22 protein-coding genes are annotated in these 24,161 nt (G+C 67.5%); 13 read left to right on the top strand and 9 right to left on the bottom strand.

Annotation, left to right across the window (positions count from 1 at the left end; translation table 11 throughout):
* Nucleotides 1-324 precede the first annotated feature (324 nt).
* From NM2_RS33930 to NM2_RS33910, 5 genes are all read right to left on the bottom strand, one after another.
* Nucleotides 325-1,626, bottom strand: coding sequence for an enolase C-terminal domain-like protein (locus NM2_RS33930; protein WP_067677471.1), 1,302 nt, complete (start codon nucleotides 1,624-1,626; stop codon nucleotides 325-327).
* A gap of 272 nt (nucleotides 1,627-1,898) precedes the next feature.
* The gene (locus tag NM2_RS33925) at nucleotides 1,899-3,353 is read right to left on the bottom strand and encodes an aldehyde dehydrogenase (NADP(+)) (protein WP_067677500.1); all 1,455 of its coding nucleotides are present in this window, start codon (nucleotides 3,351-3,353) and stop codon (nucleotides 1,899-1,901) included.
* A 48-nt stretch (nucleotides 3,354-3,401) separates the two neighbouring features.
* Nucleotides 3,402-4,538, bottom strand: coding sequence for an L-talarate/galactarate dehydratase (locus NM2_RS33920; RefSeq protein WP_067677470.1), 1,137 nt, complete (start codon nucleotides 4,536-4,538; stop codon nucleotides 3,402-3,404).
* 14 nt (nucleotides 4,539-4,552) lie between these two features.
* A complete protein-coding gene (gene kdgD / locus NM2_RS33915) occupies nucleotides 4,553-5,470 on the bottom strand; it encodes a 5-dehydro-4-deoxyglucarate dehydratase (protein ID WP_067677468.1) in 918 nt (305 codons plus the stop codon).
* 49 nt (nucleotides 5,471-5,519) lie between these two features.
* Nucleotides 5,520-6,428: a LysR substrate-binding domain-containing protein gene (locus tag NM2_RS33910; RefSeq protein ID WP_245718339.1), complete on the bottom strand. Its 909-nt coding sequence runs from the start codon at nucleotides 6,426-6,428 to the stop codon at nucleotides 5,520-5,522.
* A 230-nt stretch (nucleotides 6,429-6,658) separates the two neighbouring features.
* On the opposite strand from NM2_RS33910, the gene NM2_RS33905 reads away from it, so the two are divergent.
* The 8 genes from NM2_RS33905 to NM2_RS33870 all read left to right on the top strand — a co-directional run bounded on the left by NM2_RS33905 (nucleotide 6,659) and on the right by NM2_RS33870 (nucleotide 16,000).
* A complete protein-coding gene (locus tag NM2_RS33905; RefSeq protein ID WP_067677466.1) occupies nucleotides 6,659-7,498 on the top strand; it encodes an IclR family transcriptional regulator in 840 nt (279 codons plus the stop codon).
* Nucleotides 7,499-7,544: 46 nt separating this feature from the next.
* The gene (locus NM2_RS33900; RefSeq protein WP_067677464.1) at nucleotides 7,545-8,348 is read left to right on the top strand and encodes an NAD-dependent epimerase/dehydratase family protein; all 804 of its coding nucleotides are present in this window, start codon (nucleotides 7,545-7,547) and stop codon (nucleotides 8,346-8,348) included.
* A gap of 157 nt (nucleotides 8,349-8,505) precedes the next feature.
* Complete coding sequence (locus NM2_RS33895) at nucleotides 8,506-9,906, top strand: sugar porter family MFS transporter (protein ID WP_067677462.1); 1,401 nt, start codon at nucleotides 8,506-8,508, stop codon at nucleotides 9,904-9,906.
* Nucleotides 9,907-10,042: 136 nt separating this feature from the next.
* Entirely contained in the window at nucleotides 10,043-11,050 is a 1,008-nt protein-coding gene (locus NM2_RS33890; RefSeq protein ID WP_067677460.1) for a lactonase family protein, read from the top strand.
* A gap of 106 nt (nucleotides 11,051-11,156) precedes the next feature.
* Nucleotides 11,157-11,948, top strand: coding sequence for an aldose epimerase family protein (locus NM2_RS33885; protein WP_245718338.1), 792 nt, complete (start codon nucleotides 11,157-11,159; stop codon nucleotides 11,946-11,948).
* 405 nt (nucleotides 11,949-12,353) lie between these two features.
* Nucleotides 12,354-13,337: a helix-turn-helix transcriptional regulator gene (locus NM2_RS33880; RefSeq protein WP_084531839.1), complete on the top strand. Its 984-nt coding sequence runs from the start codon at nucleotides 12,354-12,356 to the stop codon at nucleotides 13,335-13,337.
* Between the two features lie 357 nt (nucleotides 13,338-13,694).
* Nucleotides 13,695-15,497, top strand: coding sequence for an FUSC family protein (locus NM2_RS33875; RefSeq protein ID WP_218026048.1), 1,803 nt, complete (start codon nucleotides 13,695-13,697; stop codon nucleotides 15,495-15,497).
* Nucleotides 15,494-16,000, top strand: coding sequence for a MarR family winged helix-turn-helix transcriptional regulator (locus NM2_RS33870; RefSeq protein WP_067677456.1), 507 nt, complete (start codon nucleotides 15,494-15,496; stop codon nucleotides 15,998-16,000). The genes NM2_RS33875 and NM2_RS33870 overlap by 4 nt, the downstream gene beginning before the upstream one ends.
* Nucleotides 16,001-16,079: 79 nt before the next feature.
* On the opposite strand, the gene NM2_RS33865 is transcribed toward NM2_RS33870, so the two are convergent.
* The 3 genes from NM2_RS33865 to NM2_RS33855 form a co-directional block, all read right to left on the bottom strand.
* Nucleotides 16,080-17,249 carry a glycosyltransferase family 4 protein gene (locus tag NM2_RS33865; RefSeq protein ID WP_067677454.1) on the bottom strand — a complete coding sequence of 390 codons (1,170 nt, stop codon included), beginning with the start codon at nucleotides 17,247-17,249 and terminating at the stop codon, nucleotides 16,080-16,082.
* A 362-nt stretch (nucleotides 17,250-17,611) separates the two neighbouring features.
* Entirely contained in the window at nucleotides 17,612-19,105 is a 1,494-nt protein-coding gene (locus NM2_RS33860; RefSeq protein ID WP_067677452.1) for a sodium:solute symporter family protein, read from the bottom strand.
* A gap of 175 nt (nucleotides 19,106-19,280) precedes the next feature.
* Nucleotides 19,281-19,565 carry a DUF3311 domain-containing protein gene (locus NM2_RS33855; RefSeq protein ID WP_067677450.1) on the bottom strand — a complete coding sequence of 95 codons (285 nt, stop codon included), beginning with the start codon at nucleotides 19,563-19,565 and terminating at the stop codon, nucleotides 19,281-19,283.
* Nucleotides 19,566-19,995: 430 nt separating this feature from the next.
* On the opposite strand from NM2_RS33855, the gene NM2_RS33850 reads away from it, so the two are divergent.
* From NM2_RS33850 to NM2_RS33830, 5 genes are all read left to right on the top strand, one after another.
* Nucleotides 19,996-20,376, top strand: coding sequence for a hypothetical protein (locus NM2_RS33850; RefSeq protein WP_040819135.1), 381 nt, complete (start codon nucleotides 19,996-19,998; stop codon nucleotides 20,374-20,376).
* A 116-nt stretch (nucleotides 20,377-20,492) separates the two neighbouring features.
* Nucleotides 20,493-21,167, top strand: coding sequence for a F0F1 ATP synthase subunit A (gene atpB / locus NM2_RS33845; RefSeq protein ID WP_245718341.1), 675 nt, complete (start codon nucleotides 20,493-20,495; stop codon nucleotides 21,165-21,167).
* A gap of 45 nt (nucleotides 21,168-21,212) precedes the next feature.
* On the top strand, nucleotides 21,213-21,470 hold the full coding sequence (locus NM2_RS33840) for a F0F1 ATP synthase subunit C (RefSeq protein ID WP_040819136.1): 258 nt from the start codon (nucleotides 21,213-21,215) through the stop codon (nucleotides 21,468-21,470).
* Nucleotides 21,471-21,476: 6 nt separating this feature from the next.
* Nucleotides 21,477-21,986, top strand: coding sequence for a F0F1 ATP synthase subunit B (locus NM2_RS33835; RefSeq protein ID WP_067677447.1), 510 nt, complete (start codon nucleotides 21,477-21,479; stop codon nucleotides 21,984-21,986).
* Nucleotides 21,983-22,564 (top strand): F0F1 ATP synthase subunit B family protein, encoded by a 582-nt coding sequence (locus tag NM2_RS33830; protein WP_067677445.1) that lies wholly within the window; start codon nucleotides 21,983-21,985, stop codon nucleotides 22,562-22,564. The genes NM2_RS33835 and NM2_RS33830 overlap by 4 nt, the downstream gene beginning before the upstream one ends.
* 369 nt (nucleotides 22,565-22,933) lie before the next feature.
* On the opposite strand, the gene NM2_RS33825 is transcribed toward NM2_RS33830, so the two are convergent.
* On the bottom strand, nucleotides 22,934-24,058 hold the full coding sequence (locus NM2_RS33825) for a metallophosphoesterase (RefSeq protein WP_218026047.1): 1,125 nt from the start codon (nucleotides 24,056-24,058) through the stop codon (nucleotides 22,934-22,936).
* Between the last annotated feature and the right edge of the window lie 103 nt (nucleotides 24,059-24,161).

Genomic DNA, 24,161 nt, shown 5'->3' with positions numbered 1-24,161 from the left:
ACCCGGCGTTTCGACTTCCTGGAGACCTTCGACGCCGCCGCGGCCCGCGCCACCCGCGCCCGCGCGGCCGGAGGCGAAATCGCCCGCGCCGCAGGGGAATAGGCGCTCGATACCACTCGGCCCGGCCGCGGAATAATCCGCGGCCGGGCCGAAATGCGTTGCGGCACGGCGTGTCCGAACCGGCTACTCGACCGTCAGGGTGATCACCGCGGCCACTACCGCGAGTGCGACCGCGCCCAGCCCCCACACGGAACCCGAGCGCTGCCACGGACGGCCGTGGTCGAGGGAGAAGCGGCGGCCGAAAATACAGCCGAGTGGATGTGGTCAGTATTTCGGGATGCCCGGGTCCTCGAATCCCGGGTTCGCTCGGCGCATGGCGGCGATGTCGTCGCGGTCGCGCAGGTGCGGCATGGCGTTCCAGCGCTCGTGCAGGCGGGCCAGCGCGTCGCGGTCCAGTGCGACGCCCAGGCCCGGTGCGTCCGGGACGGTGACCGCGCCCTCGGCGAAGGTGATCCGCTCGGTGACGACGTCCTCGCGCTGCCACGGATAGTGGCTGTCGCAGGCGTATTCCAGATCCGGGACGGTGGCCGCGACGTGCGTCATCGCGGCCAGGCTGATCCCGAGATGGGTGTTGGAATGCATGGACAGGCCCCGGCCGTACGCGCGGCACACCGCGGCCAGATCGCGGGTGGCGAAAAGGCCGCCCCAGTAGTGATGGTCCGACAGCACGATCTGCACCGCGTCCTGGTCGAAGGCGGGCCGCACCTCGTTCAGGGCGGTCACGATCATGTTGGTGGCCAACGGGATTCCGGTGTGCCGATGCACTTCGGCCATGTCCGCGACCGTGGCCGCGGGATCCTCGAGGTATTCGACCACGCCGGTCAGCTCCTCGGCGACGTGCAGGGCCGTCTTCAGCGACCAGCCGCCGTTGGGGTCCAAACGCAGTGGCGTACCCGGGAATTCGGCCGCCAGTGCGCTGATCGCCGCGATCTCCTCATCCGGCGGCATGACCCCGCCCTTGAGTTTGAACGAGCGGAAACCGCCGTACTCGAAGAACTTTCGTGCCAGCCGAACCACGCCGTCGGGGTCCAGCGCCGCGCCCCAGTCGTCGCCGGGTGCGTGCGGGACCGGATGTTCCGCCCATTTGTAGAACAGATATCCGGAGTATTCGACCCGATCGCGCACCTTGCCGCCCAGCAGCGTATGCACCGGCACGCCGAGCTGCTGCCCGAGCGCGTCGAGTGCGGCCACCTCGAATGCGGACAACACGCTCAGCCGAACCTTGTCCGTGGTCAGCGCACCTCGCAGCCCACTCGCCGCGGGCTGCGCGTCCAGCAGTGTGCTCGCCCCCTGCCCGATCCCGCCGATCGAGTTGATCGCCCCGATCGACCGGCCGGCCAACTCCGGCGCGAGGGCCCGTGCCCGCTCGAAATACACCGTGTCGCCGTAGGTTTCACCGAGCCCGACGATCCCGCCCTCGATCTCGACCTCCACGATCAGCCGCGGCGTATACGGCTGATGCACCCCCGACAAATTCAACAGCGGCGGATCGGCGATCAGGATCGGCGTCAGCCGCACGTCCACGATCGCGGGAAGTGCTGTGTCGGTGCGGGATTCGCTGCTCATCGGCATGCTCCATCGGTTCGTCGGGAAAGATTCCGCGCCTCGGCCTCCGGCAGCGGCTGCTCACCACCGGGATTCGATGCCGTCCGGATGGTGATATCCGCGAGAAGTGCTGTACGAGTGGCTGATTCACGGTTCATGAGTGGATCCGGTCGACGCGCCGAGCCATTCATCGGCATCCTTCGTGGATGTTGTGGGGCGAGGGTCGCGCATCGGGTGGCGCCGCGTGCCGCATTCGCGGGAAGTGCTGTGTGCCGGTGCGTGATTCGCATCGGTCAGCGCACTCCGTCGACGCGGCGGGGCAGGTTCCAGGGGTTCGCGTCCTGTAGCGGGGGCGGGAGGAGGACTTCGGGGAAGCCCTGCCAGGCGACGGGGCGTAGGAAGCGGTCGATGGCGGCGGTGCCCATGGAGGTGAACTGGGGGGTTGTGGTCGCGGGGTAGGGGCCGCCGTGCTGCTGGGCCCAGGACAGGGTGATGCCGGTGGGCCAGCTGTTCCAGATCAGGCGTCCGGCCAGGCGGGTGAGTGCGGGGAGCAGGGCGCGGACGGTGTCGGCGTCGGAGTCCTGGGCGTGGACCGTGGCGGTGAGGCCCGGTTCGAGGTGGCGCAGGAGGGTGCGCAGTTCGTCCGGACCCGCGTATTCGACGATCAGCGAGACCGGGCCGAAGCATTCCGCGTCGAGGGATTCGGCGTGCGCGAGGAAATCCGCGCCGCTGACCTTCAGCAGGGTCGGGCCGAATTCGGCCGCGCCGGGTTCGGGTGCGTACAGCACCGTGACCGCGGGATGGGCGGCCAGCCGGTCCAGGCCGTCGCGGTAGCCGTGCGCGATCCGGTCGTTGAGCAGTTGCTGCGCCGGAACCGCGGTCACCGCCGTCAGCAGTGCCTCGTCCAGGCCGTGCTCGGCGGGCAGCAGCAACAGGCCGGGTTTGGTGCAGAACTGGCCCGCACCCAGCGTGAACGATCCGACGTAACCGCTGGCCACCTCGGCCCCGCGCTCGCGCACCGCGGTCTCGGTCACGACGACCGGATTCACGCTGCCGAGCTCACCGTAGAACGGGATCGGCCGCGGCCGCGCGTTGGCGATATCGAACAGGGCCCGCCCGCCGGCCTCTGATCCGGTGAACGCCGCCGCCGCGATGCCCGGATGACGCAGCGCGCTCACCCCCGACTCCAGCCCGTAGACGATGCCGACGGTGCCCTCGGGCGCACCCGCTCCGACCAGCGCCTCGGACAGTATCGCGAAGGTGCGCGCGGACAGTTCGGGATGTCCGGGATGAGCCTTGACCACGACCGGGCATCCGGCGGCGAGTGCGGCGGCGGTGTCGTGCCCGGCGACGCTCAGCGTCAGCGGGAAGTTGCTCGCGGTGAACACCAGCACCGGCCCGATCGGAACCGTCATCCGCCGGATGTCCGGACGCGGCCCCATCGGCCAGTCCGGATCGGCGTGATCCACTGCGGCGCGCAGGAATTCACCATCGGTGAGCACCTGCCCGAACAACCGCAGCTGGAAGACGGTGCGCACCATCTCCGAACGCAGCCGCGGCTGCTCGGGCAGATGAGTTTCCTTCGCCGCCAACGCGACCAGCTCGTCCGAGGCCTTCGCCAGGGCGTCGGCCGCGGCCTCGAGCCAGCCGGCGCGCTCGGCGGGGGTGGTCTGCGCGAGCTGTTCCGCGGCGTCCACCGCCGCGGTGACGATGCGATCGATGTCCTCCGGGGACGTCTCGGTAGTCACTGTGTCCTCCACCAGTAGTAGTCGGAAGCTGTTGTCGGCGAGCCGGATTCAGGCCCGGATCCGGAACTCGTCGACGGTCCAGGCACGGGCCTGATCGCTGAGGGTCACCCCGAGACCCGGGCGCGACGACAGGTGCATGCGTCCGTCGCGGATCTCGAGACGTTCGTTGAACAGCGGGTCGAACCATTCGAAGTGTTCCACCCACGGCTCGATCGGGTATGCCGCGGCGAGATGAACGTGCACCTCCATCACGAAATGCGGTGCCAGTTGCAGATGTTCGCGACCGGTCAGCGACATCACGTCCAGGAAGCGGCTGATGCCGCCGACGCGCGGCGCGTCCGGTTGCACGATATCGATTCCGGCCCTGATCAATTCGCTGTGCTCGGCCACACTGGTGAGCATCTCGCCGGTGGCGATGGACGTGTCGAAGGTCTGGGCCAGCTGCGCGTGCCCGGCGAAATCGTAGGCGTCCAGGGGTTCTTCGATCCACACCAGCGACAGCGGGTCGAACGCCCGGCACATCCGCCGCGCGGTCGGGCGGTCCCACTGCTGGTTGGCGTCGACCATCAGCGGTGTCCGGTCGCCGATCTTCTCCCGCACCGCGGTGACCCGCGCCAGGTCCACGGCATTGTCGGGATGACCGACCTTGATCTTGATACCGCCGATCCCGGACTCGAGCGAGGCGGTGGCGCGGTCGAGCACCTCCTCGATCGGAGCGTGCAGGAAACCGCCGGAGGTGTTGTAGCAGCGGACCGAATCACGATGCGCGCCGAGCAGTTTCGCCAGCGGAAGTCCGGCGCGCTTGGCCTTGAGATCCCACAGCGCGACATCGAACGCGGCGATCGCCTGCACGGACAGGCCGCTGCGGCCCACCGAGGCCCCGGCCCACATGAGCTTGTCCCAGATCTTGCCGATATCGCTGGGATCCTCGCCCAGCAGGACCGGCGCGATCTCCCGGGCGTGCGCGAACTGGCCGGGCCCGCCCGCGCGCTTGGAGTAGCTGATGCCGATGCCCTCGAGTCCGGCCTCGGTGGTGATCTCCGCGAACAACACCGCGACCTCGGTCATCGGCTTCTGACGCCCGGTGAGGACCTTGGCGTCACTGATCCCGGTGGGCAGCGGCAGGGTGACCGAGGAGAGTGTGACGCCGGTGATCCGGTCGAGTACGGACGATGGGGTGGTCATGGCGAATCTCCTTGTCACGCAATGCTCTTGACCAGTTCGGTCAGCTCGGCGAGCTCACCGTCGGTCAGATCGGTCAGCGGCGGGCGCACCCGGCTCGACGGGCGGCCCGCCGCGGTCAGGCCCGCCTTGATGATCGAGACCGCGTATCCCTGGCGGCGGTCGCGAATGTCCAGGTAGGGCAGCACGAAGGTGCGCAGCCGCCGGTACACCTCCTCGCGATCGTGCGCGCGCACGGCCCGGTAGAACTCCAGCGCGAATTCCGGCACGAAGTTGAAGATCGCCGAGGAGTATGTGGTGACGCCCATTTCGGTGTAGGGCAGCGCGAAGGTCTCCGCCGTCGGCAGCCCGCCGATGTAGGTGAGCCGGTCGCCCATCCGCGCGTAGATGCGGGTCATGGCCTCGATATTGCCCACGCCGTCCTTGAAGCCGACCAGGTTCGGGCACCGTTCGGCCATCCGCGCGACGGTGACGTCATCGATGCGGGCATTGGCGCGGCTGTAGAAGATCACGCCCAGCGAGGTGGCCGCGCACACCGCGGCGACGTGTTCCACCAGACCGTCCGGCCCGGCCTCGGTCAGATACGGCGGCAGCAGCAGAATGCCTTGCGCCCCACCGGCTTCGGCATTGCGCACCTGTTCCACCGCGACGGCGGTTCCGGCGGTCGCCGGGGCGATCACCGGTACGCCCTGTCCCGCTGTCTCGGCGACCGCGGCGCGCACCACCCGATCGATCTCGGCGGTGGTCAGCGAGAATCCCTCGCCCGTGCCGCCCGCGGCGAACAGCCCGGCCACGTCGTATTGCGCCAGCCAGCCGATGTGCTCCCGGTAGGCGGCCTCGTCGAACGCCAGATCGTCGTCGAAATGCGTGACCGGGAACGACAGCAGCCCGCGGCCCAGCGCGGGGCCGAGATCTTCGGCGGATATCTGTGACACGGGTTTCCTCCTCGGGGAATGACATTCGCGGGCGTATGCCGCGCCGGACTCAGGAGTCGGGCCAGGACTCCAGTAGGTCGATGACGCGGCGCAGGGCCGGATTGGCGGGTTGGCGTCGCCAGACCGCATACAGTTCGGCGGGTTCGCGCACGCCCGACAGCGGGCGGTAGCGCACCCCGTCGGGATGCAGGTGGCTGGCGGTTTCGGGGACCAGGGCCAGTCCGCGTCCGGCGGCCACCAGCGCGAGCATGGTGTGCACCTGGGTCAGCCGGTCGGCGGGATCGTAGGAGATTCCGGCGAGGGTCCTGGTCATGAGTTCGGCGAAGTAGCGGGCCGGGCCGGGTGCGTACACCAGCAGTCGTTCACCCTCGAGTTCGTCCAGCGACATCGGGGTCACGGCGTCCAGGCGGTGCCCGGCGGGCAGGGCGAGTACCAGGGGTTCGCGATGGACCAGCCGGGCGTCGAATTCGGCGCGGTCGAAGGGCGGGCGGGCGAAGGCGAGATCCAGTTTGCCGCTGGACAATTCCTCGAACTGCACGGCGCTGACCTGTTCGGCGAGGACGAGTTCGATCTCGGGCAGCGACCGGGAGATCTGGTTGAGGAATCGGCCCAGGAAGCCGAAGCCCGCGGTGGCGGTGAAACCGATCCGCACGGTTCCGGTGCGGCCCGCCGCGACCAGTCGCGCGGTACTCGGCGCGGCCTCGGCCAGGGCGAGCAGCCGCCGCGCCTCGGCGAGGAAAACTACACCGGCGGGGGTCAGTTCGACCTGTCGCTGGGTCCGGTCCAGCAGCAGGACGCCGATATCGCGTTCGAGTTTCTGGATCTGGCGGCTCAGCGGCGGCTGGGTCATCTGTAATCGTTCCGCGGCGCGGCGGAAGTTGCCCTCCTCCGCGACGATGACGAATCCGCGCACCTGTTCCAGGGACAACATGGCGGACAGCTTGCCGTCGCCGGTCATGGTTGCTCCTCGGTGGTGCGGGCGGGTTGTGTCGGCATCGGGTTCCTTTGCAGGCTAGGACGAGTCGGTGATACCCGTCCAACATCGGTTCTGCATCACGATATGCCCAAGAGGTATCACTGGTGATTCATATATCTGAATACTTTCCGGGAGCAGGAGGTATTCGGGATTGAGAATGCGGGGGCGCCTGGATAGCCTCCGAGATCAGGATCACCCACCGAAGGAGTGCCATGCAGCGACGCATCAACGGTGAGCGTCGTGTCGATGCCGGGTCCGATCCCGTCGCCGACACCGGACCCTCGGCCGAATCCGCGACCGGCGTGAAATCCGCCCGCCGCGCGATCACCCTGCTGGAGGTGTTCGCCGCACAGCAGTCCTGGCTGTCGCTGGCGCAGTTGCACGAGGCAACCGGATTTCCCCGATCGAGCCTGCACGGCCTGCTGCGCACCCTGCGTGACGCGGGCTGGATCGAGACCGACGAAACCGGCACCCGATTCCGGCTGGGCGTGCGGGCGCTGATGTGCGGCACCGCCTATCTCGACCGCGATCCGGTGATGCCGTTCGCCACCGAAACCCTCGAGCGGCTGCGCGAGCAGACCGGTTTCACCATGCACTACGCCCGGTTGGCCGGCGCCGAGGTGGTGTATCTGGAGACCCGCGAATCGCGCACGTCGGGCCATCTCATCTCCCGCGTCGGCCGGGCGCTGCCCGCCCACGCCACCGCCCTCGGCAAGGCCATGCTGGCCGAACTGGCCGACGCGGAACTCGGCGAACTGCTGCCCGCACAGCTGCGTCCGCTCACCGAGCACACGATCACCGATCGCGACGTCCTGCACGCCGAACTGGGCGTGGTGCGCGAACGCGGTTACGCGACCGAGCGGCAGGAGGGGACCGCGGGCGTGGCCTGCGCCGCCGCCGCGGTGCCGTACCGGATCCCGGCCACCGACGCGCTGAGCTGCTCGATGCCGATGGCGCAGGTGACCGAAAGCGAACAGCGCCGCATCGGCGAGGTGTTGCGCGAAGCCGCCGCGGAATTGGCCATGCGGTTGCGTCGCGCCGGAATCCGTTGACCCGCCGCGATTTTCGCGGCACGCACCACAGCGAGGAGTTTCACCCATGTCGGATCAGCGCATTCTCATCACCGGTGCGGCGGGCATCGTCGGGACGCTGATGCGTCCCCGGCTCGCCCGTCCCGGACGCATCCTGCGGCTGCTGGACATCGCGCCGCTCGAACCGGCCGCACCGGGTGAGCAGGTCGAGATCGTCCCCGGATCGGTCACCGACGCCGAGGTCCTGACTCGGGCCTGCGCGGACGCGGACGCGGTGATCCATCTGGGCGGGGTCAGCCGCGAGGACGGCTGGGAGCGCATCCTCGAGGTCAATATCGACGGCACGCACACCGTGCTCGAGGCCGCGCGGGCGGCCGGGGTGCCCCGGGTGATCCTCGCGTCGAGCAATCACGCCGTCGGGTTCCGCCGGATCGGCGAGGCCGGTCCCGCCGGGCTGCCCGCCGACAGCAGCGCGCGTCCGGATACGTACTACGGCGTGAGCAAGGCGGCCGTGGAGGCGCTGGGCAGCCTTTACCACTCCCGGTTCGGGATGGATGTGAGCTGTCTGCGCATCGGCAGCTGTTTCGAGCGTCCCGTGGACGTTCGCCAGCTCTCGATCTGGTTGTCCCCGCAGGATTGCGCGCGGTTGCTGGAGGCGTGCCTGAGCACGGCCGAACCGGGATTCCGCGTGCTGTGGGGCGTCTCGGCGAACACCCGCGCGGTGGTGTCGCAGAGCGAGGGGGAGCGGATCGGCTACCACTCCCGCGACGACGCCGAGATCTTCGCCGATCAGGTGCCGCCGGGTGAGCTGCCCGGTTATCTGGGCGGGGCGTTCTGCGATATTCCGCTGGGGCAGCACAACCCGCTGTGACGCCGATTCCGGGCCGGTCCGGGTGCTGCATGTACGCCGGTTGTTCACATATGTGACAGCATTACGCGATACCGAATGAGCATCGTCATGTGTATTGCGTCCACCTATCGAGCATGTGACCCTGAGCACACTTGTTTGGTAGTGAAGGAAGCATCACATGCAGCACTCGGCAACGGCGCCGGCTCAACGACGCCGGATCAGCATCTCCTACCTCTACTTCTTCGGTGCGCTCGGCGGAATCCTTTTCGGATACGACCTCGGCGTGATCTCCGGAGTCCTGCTGTTCATCAACCCGCTGTGGCATCTGGGCTCGTTCGCGCAGGGCGTCGCCGGCGGCTCGGTCGCCTTCGGGGCGATCTTCGGAGCCCTGTTCGCCGGCCGGATCACTGACCGGTGGGGGCGGCGGCCCGCCATCGTGGTCGCGTCCGTCGTCTTCGTCATCGGCGTGGTGGGCTGTACGTTCGCACCCGGATTCGGGGTGCTGGTGGTGGGGCGGTTCATCACCGGCGTCGCCGTGGGCTGTTCCTCGGCTACGGTGCCGACCTATCTGTCCGAGCTCGCGCCGACCCGGGTGCGCGGCAGGCTGTCGACGCTGAATCAGCTGATGATCGTCTCCGGCATCCTGATCGCGTACATCATCGACTGGGCGCTGTCCGGCGCGGGCTCGGCCAACTGGCGAATCATGTTCGCCATCGCGGCGATTCCGGCGGTGGTCCTGTTCGTGGGCCTGATGTTCATGCCGGAGACCCCGCGCTGGCTGGTCAAGGCCGGACGCGAGGCCGAGGCCCGCGAGGTGCTCACCCAGACCCATCGCAACGACGACATCGATGCCGAACTGGGCAGTATCCGCGAGGTGATCCGGATCGATTCCGAGCAGCGCGGCACGTTGCGTGATCTGATCACCCCGTGGGCGCGGCCCGCGCTGGTCGTCGCGTTGATTCTCGCTGTGGGACAACAGTTCGCCGGAACGAACGCGGTGAATCTCTACGCGCCCACCATGTTCAAACAGCTGGGCCTGGCCACCTCGGGTTCACTGCTGGCCTCGATCATCATGGGCGCGGTCAAACTGGTATTCACCGCCTGGGTGTTCCTGGTCGTGGACCGCTGGGGCCGTAAACCGCTGCTGCTGATCGGCAACGTGCTGATGGCGTTGTCGCTGATCCTGCTGGGCGCCTGCGTACTCGGCCTGGACAAGGGCACCGGCACCGGCATCATCGCCCTGCTGCTGCTGTGCCTGTACTGGGTCGGCTACGAATTGGGTTGGGGCGCGGTGGTCTGGGTGATGATGGCCGAGATCTTCCCGCTGCGGGTGCGCGGCATCGGCATGGGCGTCGGCAGCACCGTGCTGTGGGCCGCGACCTTCGCCATCACCTTCCTGTTCCCGGTGATGAGCGATCATCTCGGCCTGGCCGCCTCGTCCTTCATCTTCGCCGGCGTCAGCGTCGTGCTGTACGTCCTGGTGACGAAGTTCGTCCCGGAAACCAAGGGCCGCAGCCTGGAACAGATCGAGATGGATCTGCGCGAGAGTGCCGGGGGCGCCGCGCAGGAGGCCGCGTGAACAGACTGCCGGTGGCAGCGCTCGAGTCGATGTCGATCTTGCCGGGAAACGCGCCGGCGAGATCGACATCGGGTGGCATGCTGCGGGGCAGTGTGGTCCGCTTGCGGTGGCGGCGATGCGACGGTGAGGTGATCTGGTGACGACGGTCGTCTACGTATCCAATGCGGGCAGCGCCGAGATCTCGGTGCTGCGGCTCGCGGACGACGGTGCGCTGAAGCCGGTGCAGACGGTGGCTGCCGGTGGGGCGGTGATGCCGTTGACGATCGGGCCGGGACACCGCCATCTGTACGCTTCGCTGCGGTCGGAGCCCTATTCGGTGGCGTGCTACGAGATCGACTCGGACACCGGCGAACTCACCGAGCGGGCGCGAGTCCGGTTGCCGGACAACATGGCCTATCTGTCCGTCGATCGGACCGGTCGCTTCCTGTTCGCGGCCTCCTATTCCGGCAGCGTCGTCTCGGTGAATCCGATCGGGCCGAACGGGATCGTGGAGCACGAGCCGAGCGCCCTGCTCGCCACGCCGCCGCATGCGCATTCGATTGTGGTCGATCCGTCCAACCGGTATCTGTTCGCGGCCTCGCTCGGTGGGGATGTGGTCCTGCAATATCTGTTCGACCAGGTCACCGGGGTGCCGATGGGGAACGTCCCGCCGGATGTGCCGACGCTGCCCGGGGCCGGGCCGCGGCATCTGGTGTTCCATCCGGGCGGTCGGTGGGTTTACGTGGTGAACGAGCTGGACGGGACGGTCGGCGGATATGAATTCGACACCGGCACAGGATGTCTCACGCCGGTCGGCACGTATTCGGCGCTGCCCGAGGGGTGCGGTGAGCCGTGGGCCGCGGAGATCAGGCTCACCCCGGACGGCCGCTATCTCTATGTGTCCGAGCGACGTTCGAGCACACTCGCGGGATTCCGGGTCGATGCCGATACGGGCGCGCTGAAACCGCTGGGGCACACCGCGACCGAGGCCTGCCCGCGCGGATTCGACATCGATCCGAGCGGGCGGTACCTGCTGGCCGCGGGGCAGGATTCCGATGCGCTGACCGTGTACGCCATCGACCCCGGCACCGGGGCGCTGACCGCGTGCGGTCGTCAGGAGCTGGGACGCGATCCGAACTGGGTGGAGATCGTCGGACTCCGCTGAGCTCGTCGTGTCGGCGGGCTGTGCAATGCTGATGAGGGGCACAGCCCGCCGGTCCCGGCGCGGCGGCGCGACGGATCTGGAGGCGAGGGTGGCCGAGGAGAACACGGTGACAGGCGAGCTGCGAGTGAGCGCCGGTGAGGCGCTGATGACGGTGAACCCCGCGACGGGCCGGGTGGCCCGGTTCCGCGTGGGTGCGCACGATCTGCTGCATGCCGGCCCGCGGTTCGGCTCCTTCCCGATGGCTCCCTGGTGCGGGCGGATGCGCGAGGGCGTCCTCGAATTCGCCGGGCAGCGCTATCAACTGCCTCGCAATGCCGAGCCGCACGCCATCCACGGCACGGTGCGGGACCATCCCTGGGAGGTGGTGCAGCACTCCGGCGGCAAACTCGTTCTGGCACAGGATCTTCGCGAGCCCTGGCCGTTTCCCGGCCGGGTGACGCAGTCCTTCGAACTGGGCGCGGGCACCGCGACGTTCGGGATGACGGTCGAAGCGGCCGCGGCCCCCTTTCCCGCACAGGCGGGCTGGCATCCCTGGTTCGAACGTCGCCTGGGCGCCGACGGCGCGCCCGTCGAAATCGGCTTCACCCCGGCCTGGCAGGAGGAACGCGGCGCGGACCACCTCCCGGACGGGAACCGCATCGCGCCGCGGCCCGGTCCGTGGGACGACTGTTTCGGCTTGCCCGACGGAGTATCGGTCACGCTGAGCTGGCCCGGCGCACTGGAACTGACCGTGCGCAGCCCGCTGCGGTGGGTGGTCGTCTACGACGAACCGGCCGACACCGTCTGCGTCGAACCGCAGTCCGGACCGCCGAACGGGCTCAACACCGACCCGTCGATCGTGCGGCCCGATGCGCCGCTGACCGCCGAGATGTCCTGGGCCTGGCGGGTTCCGGCCTAGCTAGGGGTGTCGGCCGGAGCACGGGTCACGTGACGGTTCGGTGTGCCCGGATCGGGTCAGTGCACTCGGGACGAGTCGGGAACCAGATGCCCGACCGAGATCAGGGTGCGTACCGCGGCCCGCCGACGGGGGCATTCGTCGGTTCGGCAGTTCAGATGCATCTGCATGATGGTGTGCGCCCGCTCGGCAGTTAGCCCGATGGGCTCGACCCAGCACGTACTGAACCTGTCCACGATCCCCTACCCTTCCTCATAGACGTCGGGTATGACGCCGCCCTGAAATGAGACTAGAAGCTGCTTTCGGGGCGAAGAATGTGACGAGGGGACCGAATGTTGGTAATTTCGGACGGTGGTTCCCATCGGAAGTCCGTTCGGCGCACTCCCTCGCAGTAGCGCCAGTGTGCGAATGATGATCGCGGTTGGGTATGCGCATGGGCTGGATGATTCAACGTTATTAGGTGGCACAGGAATTACCGCCGAGAATCTGGCAGACGAGTTTGCCCAATTCTGGGCGGATCAGGAAATCCACGTCGCGCGGAACCTGCTCGGCGCGCTGGGGGACAAGCCCGGACTCGGCGTGGAGACCGCCCGGCACGCGACACTCGGCAAGGCCGGTCTGGCGGGCCTGGCGGCATTGGCCAGTGCGACCGTCGGCGCGGTGCTCAACATCGCGATCCGCTATCAGGATCTGGTGCCGGTCGCCGCGCGGTACTCGCTCGAGGAGATCGGCGAGGAGGTCCTGATCGTCGTCGACGGTCAGGCCGTTCCGGAGGACGTGCGGTCCTACTTCGTCGAGCGCGACGTCATGCTGATCTTCATCGCCGGAGAGGTTCTGGGTGTCGATATCCCGGTTCTCGAGATCGGGTTTCGCGAGTCGGCCGAGCGGGTCGCGGAACTGACCTCGGTGCCTCCGTTCGACCGGTGCCCGGTGCTGTCCGGGCAGGTCCGCAACAGTATCGCCGTTCCGCGGGAATTCCTGCAGCAGCCCATGCCGCAGGCCGATCCGCACACCGCGGCGATGGTGGAGCGGCAACTGGGGGAGACGCTGCGCCAGCTCGTCGGCACCGGTCGCGGGCTGACCTCGGCGGTGTGTGATCGGCTGCTGCGCGATTCGGGCATGGTGCCCACGATGGCCGAGGTCGCCGGGGAACTGCACATCACGGTGCGCACCCTGCGTCGCCAGCTCGCCGCGGAGGGGTCCACGTTCCGCGGTCTGCTCAACAATGTGCGCGAGAGCCGGGCGGCGGAGTTGCTGCGCGGCGGGTCGACCGTGGAGGAGGTCGCCAGGCTGCTCGGCTATGCCGAAACCGCCAACTTCACGCATGCTTTCACCCGCTGGCGCGGTATGTCGCCGCGGGCGTTCCGGCAGTCTCTCACGCGTCGCAGATAACGAGATTATTCGTACGCGGATCGTGATATTCCGGCCGATCCCATCGGCCGGGAAGTGAGGCCTGGATTAGTCAGAAATCGTCATAGGTCACAATTGGCGACGTCTCACCGGGAACTCGGTTACCCGGGCCGAGCAATCGGGAGTCAAAAATAGTTGAATTACGAGTTATTTCACGGCATCCGTCATTTCCGGGAACCATGCCGGAAATCCGCCCGAGCGGCTCGCCGCTGCAACCGCGGTACGGCCCTGCTCTCGTCTCGGACGACTGTAGCGTCCCGGCGTCTCGCTCCGGACACGAAGTGTGAGACGCCGCATATCGAGATATTTTCCAGGTAAAATATCTGCTAAACTTCTCGCATGTTCCCGCCGCCCCATATGCACCTGCGCCCGGTCGATCGCTCGGCTCGGACGTTGTGGCGTGCGTGGCAGGTGCTCTCGCTGCACGGGGTGTTCCGGATGCGCCCGGCCGCCGATACCTGGCGTCGGTCCGCGGTCAGCGGGCTGATCGCACTCGGTGTGCCCGAGGTGGTGCTGGTGGCCACCGGACATCTGCCGCTGGCGTTCTATACGTGTGCCGGCGGGCTCTGCGCGCTGTACGGGCACGGTCTGCCCTATGCCGCGCGGGCGCGCGCCCTCGGCTGGGTGATCTTCGGGATGATCGCGGGTGTCGGCGTCGCGCTGACCACCGCGGCGCTGACCGAGGCCGCGGCGGTGCGGGTGCTGGTCCTCGCGCTGCTGGCGGGTGTGTGCAAGTTGGTCTGCGACGCCTCGCGGATCGGCCCGCCCGGAAATGTCATCTTCACCTTCATCATCTCCGCCGCCGGATTCCTGCCGGTGCGCCTCGCCGAACTCCCCGAGCATCTCGAGCTCGTACTGTGCGGCGGCGTCCTGGCGTGGGTGGTCTGCATGGCCCCGGCGCTGGTGCGCCCGCACGGCCCGGAGCGGCTCGCCGTCGCCCGAGCGCTGACCGCCACCGCTCGTCTGGTGCGGTTGCCCGCGAGCGATCCCGCCGCGGCCCGCGCCCGATACGACGCCGCGGCGGCGAGCCATGCCGCCTGGCACACCGTTCGGCTGGTTCCGGGCGACACACCGCGGCGGGTCGCGGGGATCGCCGCGCTGATCCGCCTCCTGGTCCGCGCCGAATCTCTGGCCGCCGCAGCGCAATCCGGCCCGCAGGTCCAGGACGGACCCGGATTCCCCACCGCCGCCGCACATTCCGAGCGCACTCCCACGCTGCCGATCGGCTCCGGGCACACCGATCCGTCCGAGCGGGCCGCCGAAGCCGATCGGCTCGCGGGCTGGGCGCGCGAATTGCGTAGCGGGCGTCCGCTTCCCGCGGTCGACTGCCAGGTCGCCGAACAGCATCAGATCCGCGGCATCGCGATGCAACGCGACGCGGACCACGCGCCGAGCGGAATACGCAGGGTGCTATCGGCTTTCCGGCCGACCTCGCCCGGATTCCCGCTCGCGACGCGGGTTTCGGTGGGTGCGGCCACGGCCGGGCTGCTGTCCGTCGCCCTGGGTGTGGACCGGCCGTACTGGGCGGTCATGACGGCCGCGGTGCTGATCGTGGCCAATACCGTGCTGTCCTGGCATCGCACGGTGCAGCGGCTGCTGGGGAATCTGATCGGGGTCGGACTCTTCACCGCCCTGGTCCCGCTGACCGTGCATCCGGTGGCGCTGGTCGCCGTCGCGCTGGTCTGTCAGCTCGTGGTCGAGGCGACGATCTCCCGGAACTATTGGGTAGCGTCGGTATTCGTGACACCGATGGCATTGGTGATGGTCGAGTTCGCCGGGGCCCAGCCCGCCGGGCGGCTGGCGCTGGACCGCTGGCTCGATACCTGCGTGGGTGCGGCCGTGGCCGTAGCGATCTGTTTCGCCGTGCCGAACCGGCGCGCCTTCGATCGGGTCGCGCTGGCATTGTGCGAGCTCGACGCCGTGCTCGCCCGTGCCCGCGAGACGCTGAGCTCCGGGCGGGCGGATCAGGATGTGCGTCGCCGGCTCGCGGGCGCACTGGTGGAGGTGCGCGAGTCCGCCGATGTCGCGGCCGGGGAGTGGTGGAGTACCGAGGTGCCCGAGGAGCGGATCGTCGCCTCCGAACGAGCGGGACATCAAGTGCTGGCACAACTTCCGGTCCGGCTGCCGGTGGTCGTCCGGTGACGGAGGACGCGGTGGCGGGCGTACTGCGCCAATGGGAGGTCGTGCATCCCGAGCTGAACCTCGGCCCGATCGCGGTGCTCGGCCGCCTCAATCGCTGTGCGGCGCTACTGCAACGGGTCGCCGACGCCCCACTGGGCACGGCCGAGTTGAGCCGCCCGGAATTCGACATCCTGACCGCACTGCGCCGCATCGGCGGCGAGCTGACGCCCGGACGCCTGGCCCGCGAGACCTTCGCCTCACCGGCGGCGGTCACCAAACGGGTGCGGGGACTGGAGAATCGGGGCCTGGTCGACCGCCGCATCGATGAGCGCGATCGGCGGGTGGCGCACCTCTCGCTCACCGACTCCGGTCGAGAGTTGATCGATCGCCTTTTCCCGCAACAGCTTTCCTATGAGCAGGAGTTGCTGTCCCGGCTGCCCGGGGACGAGCAAGGTGAGCTGGCGCGCATTCTCGGCGATCTCCTGCTCCTGCTCGAGGGACAGTTGGGCAGCGTCGACTACTGACCCGCCGACCCGTAATCGAGCAGGCGTACCGGCTCCCTGACCCGTACCCCGTCGGACACGGGATACGGATCAGGCCGGATCAGTGGTTCACCGCGAAGGACATCGCCCGGTCGAGCTGCGGAATGGCCGGGATCTGCGGTGCCGGGCGGGATTCCAGCGCCGCGTAGTAGGCGGCCTCGTATCCGGCCCCGAGTTCGTCCACCGAGAATCGCTCCATCACGCGACGTCGGCAGGCGAGCGGGTCGATGCGGCCCACCTCGGCGATGGCCGCGGGGAGTTCCGACGGGTCGTCACAGATGATCCCGGTGACCCCGTCCTCGACGACCTCGTCGACCGCGCCGCCGCGCAGCGCCACCACCGGTGTGCCGCACGCCATCGCCTCGATCATCACGATCCCGAACGGCTCCTCCCACCGGATCGGGAACAGCAGACACCGCGCCGAGGACAGCAACAGCCGTTTGGCCACCGCGTCGGCCTCGCCGAATACGCAGTCGCGGTCGGTCAGCAGCGGCCGAACCGCGGAATTGAAATACTCCCGTTCGGGCGGTTCGTTCATCTTCGCCGCGAGAACCAGCGGAATATTCGCGGCATGAGCGGCCTGTAGAGCCAGATCCGGGCCCTTGTACGGGGCGTACCGGCCCAGAAACAGGGCGAAATTCTGCTTCTCGGTCTGCAGCGGCCATTCGATGGGCCGTACCGCATTGTGCACCCGGCTCAGCCAATTCAATCCCGGCGCCAACGCCCGCTGCCGGTCGCTGATCGCGATCAGCTCCGCCGAGGTCCCCAGCGCCCGGTAGTAATCCTGTGGTTCACCGTCCACCGGGCCGTGCACGGTAACGACGGTGGGGATACCCAGCGAGGAATACATCGGTGCGTTGAGCGGCCCGGCGAATGTGTGGTCGTGCACGATGTCGATGCGTTCGGTGCGCGCCAATTCGGTGACGATACGCCGGACCTTCAGCGCGTGCAGTACCTCGGGAAAGGGATCGCCGAGGCGTTCGGCGAGAATGTCGTCCCACACCTTGACGAACCGCCCGGTGGTCCCCGATTTCCCCGCCCCGAGCAGCGTGACGCGATGTCCGCGGGCGGTCAATGCGTCCGTGAGCTGCGCGACTACCGCCTCGACCCCGCCGTACCCCGAGGGTGGAACTTCGAAATACGGTGGTGCGACCATGACGATATTGAGCGGCGCGACGGACTTTCGGAATCCCACAATGCGTGAATCGGCATCGGACGGGATGGCGCTCATGGTACTGCCTCCTCAACGTGTGAAGCTGCGACCAATCTGAACATCAGGCGGGTATCGCCCTCACCGGATGCGAACCCAGGGTGAGGCATACCCAGCATCCTGCTGGCTAATCATATGTCAGAAAATCTTACGGAAGTGTCCGGATTGCACCGGTAGAATGCGGCCCTTGCTCGCTGTTGCCAGATAATGTGCGCATACATAGACCTCTTGTCTGTATATCGCATGACCAGTTCCGCAGGTTGCGCAAAGCCGTTTCCACCTCGGTTCCCCAGCCGAAATCGGGGCACCGATCCCGAGGTGAAAGCCGTGACGACACACGAGTTCGCACTACAGCCGTTTCACATACGGTCCCCTATATCTTCTCATCTCTCACTAAACCGGCGCAAGGGATGCTCGGCCGAACCGGCGCGAGGTACGAGCGTCGAGACGATCGCCGCGACCACGAGATTCGCCGCCAGCGCGAACAGTCCGCCATTGACGCCCCACAGCGGATCCCGCCCCGTGGCATGCAGGACGAGCACGATCACGGTGCCGACGACCAGCCCGGCGGATGCGCCGGCGGCGGTCAGGCGTCGCCAGTAGAGCCCGAACAACACCGCGGGCAGCAACTGCGCGATGCCCTCGTAGGACAGCACCGACAGATTCACCAGCAATTTCGGATACCGCAGCGCACCGCCCAGGGCGATCGCACCGGCGATCAGGCAGATCAGCCGTGACCATTCGCGCTGCCGGTCGGCGGATCGGCCCGGTTCGCCGGCCGCACTCCGGGCCGCGCCCGCCAGGCCGCCGCCGAGAATCGTTCTGCCCCACAGTGTTCCGATCGACACCAGGAAGACGCTCATCGGCACGATGGCCGACAGCGCGCCCGCGATGCCGATGAGCGCCACCACCGCGGGCGGCAGCGAATCGGTCACCAGGGTGAACAGCGCCAGATCTGGATCGGTCAGGTTCGGCGCGACGAACAGCGCTGCCGCGCCGATGAACATCGGGATCACCAGCAGCAACTGATACCAGGGCAGCAGAATCGAATTGCGCCGCAGCGCAGTGGGACCGCTCGCCGAGAGATATCCCGCGACGGTGGTGGGGAAGATGCAGATGGTCACGACGTTCAGCACGATCGTCGAGATGAACCAGGCCGTACCGAAGGTCCCGCCGCCGGCGCCCGGAAATGTGAGCCACCGCGAATGTTCGGTCACCAGCCGGTCCAGCAGTCGCCCCGGACCGTGGAAGTAGTGCCAGGGCACGTAGATCGCCAGGAACACCACCGACAACACCGCGAGCGCATCCTTGAGCACGCTCACCCAGGCCGATCCGCGTAGTCCCGAGGCCAGGATGAACGCCTCGGCCACCACGAACGACACGACGGCGGCGATCTTCAGGTCGACGGCCCCATAGGACATCGCGTGCACCACCACGCCCATGCCCTGAATCTGCAGCTGTACATAGGGAATCAGGAAGATCGTGCAGATCACCGCCACGACGACGCCCAGCGCTCGCGACCCGAACCGGAATTCGGCGATGTCGGCGATCGACATCAGCCCGTGCCGGGCGCAGTAGGTCCACAGCAGCGGCGCGACGAAGTAGGCGGCGACCAGACCGGTGCTCAGGTACGCGATCAGATAGAAGATCGGCACCCCGTATCGATACGACCAGCCCGCCGCACCCAGGAACGAGAAACTCGTATACGACTCGCCCGCCATCAACAGCAGGACGAACAGCGTCCCCAGCCCGCGCCCGGACACCGACCACTCCGACATGGAACGTTCCCGGCCGCGTCCGGACAGCACCCCGATCACGACCGCGACGATCATCGCGACCGCGAACAGCCAGACGGCCACCGCCGCGCGGGCGCTCACGACGCCACCTCGACATCGCCCTGCTTCGGCGCCACGCACTGTGTCGAAGGCGGACTCTGCTGTGCTCGGCTCACAACTCCACCTCGCTGACGCTGATGTCCGGCGGCGAGGGTCCGCTGCGCCATGTTCACGACCGCGCCTCGCCCCGCGGTCGAGTACGCCGTGCACAGCTCGCTCATGCGCCCTGGTCCGGCTGCGCGGGGTTCTCGTCGGCGGGCACGTATTCCGGTGCACCCGTGCGATATGCCGGATCGAACCGGGCCACCAGGGCGACGACCGGCCCGGTCAGCACCGTCACGACGAGGAAATAGACGACGAGGAAGGGGATCCCGGCCACGCGCGGTTCGATGCGGTTGGCCACGAAGGGCGCGAGGCAGTACAGCAGGCCCGGCAGTGCGAGCAGCCACAGGATCTTCCCGCGTTCGCGCAGGGGGATGGGCGCGGTCGTGGATTCCGGCATGGTGCCGCCTCTCGGTCCGGCGATCGTCCACTCACCTTCGCCGATGCGGGGGTCGCGCGCCAGCGGTCCCGCACGTGTCGGCGGCGGCCGATGTTGACGCCGAATCCGCGTCCGGGTAGCCCGGTCCCGCCCCGAAACGCATGTTTGTATTGCGACATTCCGCCGAAAAGCCCTCCCTCATAATGGCGTGGCGCCGGTTTTGCCGGACCGACGCCGGATAGTGTTGCGTCACACCGATTTGCCGGATATGGGCCATTTGTCCCGTTAGCTGGGGGATCGCTGTAGAGCTGTCCCGACACGATTCCGAGCCATATCAAGATCATCTGTGCGAAGATCAAAATTGTTGCTACGCAACGTCGTTGAGTATGTGTAAGCTGACGGACAATCATGACCCACTACGAGGTGGGACGACCGGCGAGGCGGTGTCACAGTGAATGTCGACAGACTCCGGATACGCCGCGCGGCCTATGTTGCGACCGCGTTCGGTGTGCTGGCTCTGGTGGTAGCGGGTCCGCTTGACCGGTTGTTGCTGGGTACGTTCATCTGCATCGGACTCGGGTTGGGCTGGCTGAACGCTCAGCTCACCTGGAAGTTCATCACCCACCAGATTCGCTCGGAGACGCCCAGCAAGCAGGGCTTGCTGCTATCATCCGCGGTCCGCCTGTTCGGACTGACGGCACTGTCGATACTGGTGGCCTACCTCGCCCGGCCCAACGGCATCGGAGTCTTCTTCGGTCTGGCCCTCTTCCAGGTCATCCTGGTTCTTCACACTGTCCTGCCCGAGTGGAAAGCGATGCGCCAGCTGTCATGACGATCCACGCCTCGTTGACCGGTATCCCGAGTTCGATCGCCCGGTCTGAACTCCCGCTTGCCGATGCCGGTGCCAAGATCAAGGTCGGCGACCACGCGGTCGCACATTTCCTCGGCATGGATTTCAATGTCGACACCATCGTCTCGACGTCGGTCGCCGCGCTGATCGTGATCGTGTTGGCGATCATCCTGCGTGTCAAACTCACCTCCGGCGTGCCGAACGGTGTACAGCTGTTCTTCGAGACCGTCACCGTGCAGATGCGCGAACAGGTGGAATCGGGCATCGGCCTGCGGGTCGCCCCGTTCGTTCTGCCGTTGGCGGTCACGCTGTTCACCTTCATCCTGCTGTCCAACTGGCTCTCGGTGCTGCCGGTCCAGTACGGCGAGGGTGAACTGGTGTCGCCGCCCGCCTCGGACGTCAACTTCGTCTACGCCCTGGCCCTGTTCGTGTTCGTCTTCTACCAGGGCGCGGGCATCAAGCGGCGCGGGCTGGGCGGCCACTTCAAGCAGTTGCTGAAGGGGCACACCGGATGGGGCCCGATGGTGCTGATCAACATCATCGAGGAGATCGCCAAGCCGTTGTCGCTCTCGCTGCGACTCTTCGGCAACATGTTCGCCGGCGGCGTTATGGTCGCGGTGATCACGCTGTTCCCGGTGTGGATCAGCTGGGGGCCGAACGCAATCTGGAAGATGTTCGATGTGTTCGTCGGAGCGATCCAGGCGTTCATCTTCTCGCTGCTGACCGTACTGTACTTCAGCCAGTCGATGGCTCTGGAGCACGAAGACCACTGATCGGCGCCGCCGGTCGGAGTAACTGTTCGAGAACAGGAAGTGAAAATGGCAGATCCAGCAACCGCTCAGATCGTCCAGGGTGCCCTCATCGGTGGCGGCATCATCATGGCCGGTGGCGCTATCGGCGCCGGTATCGGTGACGGCCTGGCGGGTTCCGCGCTGATCAACGGTGTGACCCGGCAGCCCGAGGCCGAGGGCCGGTTGCGCGGTAACTTCTTCCTGACCGTTGGTCTGGTCGAGGCCGCGTACTTCATCAACCTCGCCTTCATGGCGCTGTTCGTATTCGCCACTCCCGGTAAGTAATACGTGATGTCTCCGCGAACCGATGTGGAGGCCGCCGGGAACTTCCTCATTCCCAACGGAACCTTCTTCGCCGAACTGCTGATCTTCTTGATCGTGCTCGGAGTCATCTGGTTCTTCGTCGTTCCGCCGATCCGCAAGGTCCTGACGGAGCGCGAGGAGCGGGTCGATCAGACCTCGGCGAACAACAAAGAGGCCAAGGAAACGTTCGCCGAGGCACAGGCCAGATATGAGTCCGCGCTCGAAAAGGCACGCGCCGAGGCCGCCGACATCCGCAACGAGGCACGGGCCGAAGGACGGTCCATCCTCGAACAGCTGCGCGGCGAAGCGCAGCAGGAGGCGGACAACATCGTCGCGGAGTCCGCGGCGCAACTGCGGGCCGAGGCCGACCAGGTCGCCGCGGAACTGCGTGAGGCGGTCGAGCCGCTGTCGCAGTCCCTGGCCGATCGCGTGGTCGGTCGCGACGAAGGGCACGCCGGCACCAGCTCCGGCCAGCGAAGGGGACGGGCTACTTCATGATGGATACCAGCGGTGTGCTCGCTGAGGGGCCCTATCACATTACGTTCGACTGGCCCGTCTTCTTCAGCCAGCTGTTCGGCTTCGTGGTGATCATCTTCGTCTTCGTGAAGTGGATCCTGCCGCCGCTGCGACGGATGATGGCCAAGAGCCAGGACACCATCGCGCGCCAGCTCGAGGAGAGCAGCAAGGCGGCGGCCCGGCTCGAGGAGGCCAAGCGGTCCTACGACAACGCTCTGGCGGAGGCGCAGGTCGAACTCGAGCGGATGCGCGCCGATGCCCGCGCCGATGCCGACCACATCATCGCGCAGATGCGCGAGGCCGCGACCGCGGAGGTCGAGCGGGTGCGCAAGCAGGGCCGCGATCAGATCGCCCAGTTGCACCGGCAGCTCGTGCGCGATCTGCAGGCCGAGCTCGTCACCAATATGCTCGACCGCACCGAGGAGAGGGTGCGTCAGCAGGTGGCGACCCTGCAGGCCAAGGCCGACAGCGTCGAGAACTTCCTGGAGGATCTCGAGGTGATGGCCAACGCGCACGCCTCACCGGCGGTCAAGCGCCGCGCACAGTCCCGCTGGAACTGACGCCGGGGCCGATCGGATCGATCGGCCCCTACCATGTGGCGGGCCCGCACTGCGGCAGTCCGATTCCCCGGAACTTGTAGACACAACAGAATCTCGTACAGTACAGCGGGTCCGGAGTTCCGGACCCGCTGTCGCGTCTCGGGCCGCGGTCCGCCGGGGCGAAATTGAAGCCCGTCGGCCACAGCCATGAGCGCGGTGCCGGAGCCGAGCACGCGAAGACCGTACTCACCGAGTTCCCCCACTCCGTATGTCAACTCCAAAAGCCGCGGCGCGTCATAAGGTCACAGCGTTCCGCCCACCCTCGATAGCGCCGACTCCGAGGTCGCGGCCCTTGGGGGCCGCGGCCCGCCGCAGCGCAGCGGAGGCAAATTAAACAGAGCGCAGTGTGAGCTGTGTGATCTCGCTGGGGGCGAACAGGCGTAGTTGCGGGCCCCAGAATCCGGTGCCGCGGCTGGTGTAGAGGTGGGTGTGCTCGCCGTGTCTGCTCAGTCCGGCGACGACCGGTTGTTCGAGCCGGACCAGGTAGTGGAACGGCCAGATCTGTCCGCCGTGGGTGTGTCCGGAGATCTGAAGGGCGACACCGGCTTTCGCCGCATCGGCCACCTGCCTGGGCTGATGCGCGAGCAGGACGACCGGCAACCGCGGATCGGCGCCGGCCAGGGCGGCGGGCAGATCCGGCCCGTGCCCGGCCAGTCCCGTTCCGGTCGGATCGTCGATACCCGCCATGACCAGACGGTCGCCGCCGCGGGTGATGATCTCGTGCTGATTGCGCAGCGGCTGCCAGCCGAGCGAGGTCATGTGCTCGAGCCAACCCGGTGCGTCACCGAAATATTCGTGGTTGCCGGTGATGTAGAACCGGCCCAGCGGCGCATCGACCTTGCCCAGCGGATCGACCTGCGGATGCCGTTTCGCCACCGAACCGTCCGCGAGATCACCTGCGTGACAGGCGATATCGGGTTGCAGCGCGTTGACGATCTCGACCACCCGCTGCGACCAGCGCAGCCGGTTCAGCGCCGCGTAGTGCGTGTCGGTGAGCACCACCAGCCGAAGTCCGTCCAGGCCGGGGCCGAGTCCCGGGATCGGCACATCGACCTCGCGCACCCGCGGCACCCGCCGCGCCTCGCGAATGCTCCACGCGACCAGCGCAGCCGTCACCGCCAGCACACCCACCGCGACGATCCGCGACCGCGCCGGATCGTGCACCCCGGCCACGGCCAGCGCCAGACCGGCGATATTCCCGATCACCGACCAGGTGAAGAAAACCCACATCACCCCGAGCAGCGTGTCGCCCACGATCGACGCGGTATCGGACTGCGCGGGCCCGTGCCCGAAGAACATCCCGGCGGGCAGACTCAGGTATCCGAGCAGGAACACCGCCGTGCCGACCCAGAACGCGGTCCCGGTCGTGACCGCCCCGATCACGGTCCACCACGGCAGAGCGAACAGAATCGCGGGAATCGCCAGAAATATGATCAGGCGCGGAATGTATTTCACCAAGGCCGTCCTCGTCCGTGTGAGCGCAGGGCACCACACCCGGCCCAACCGACCATACCCGGCACGAACACCCCTTTCCGGGGCGGAGATTCCGGGACCGTAT

It is taken from the genome of Nocardia miyunensis NBRC 108239 (assembly GCF_001613065.1).
GTDB lineage: Bacteria > Actinomycetota > Actinomycetes > Mycobacteriales > Mycobacteriaceae > Nocardia > Nocardia miyunensis.
The sequence above is the reverse complement of the archived record's forward strand: the minus strand, read 5'-3'. Positions and strand labels throughout refer to the sequence as shown.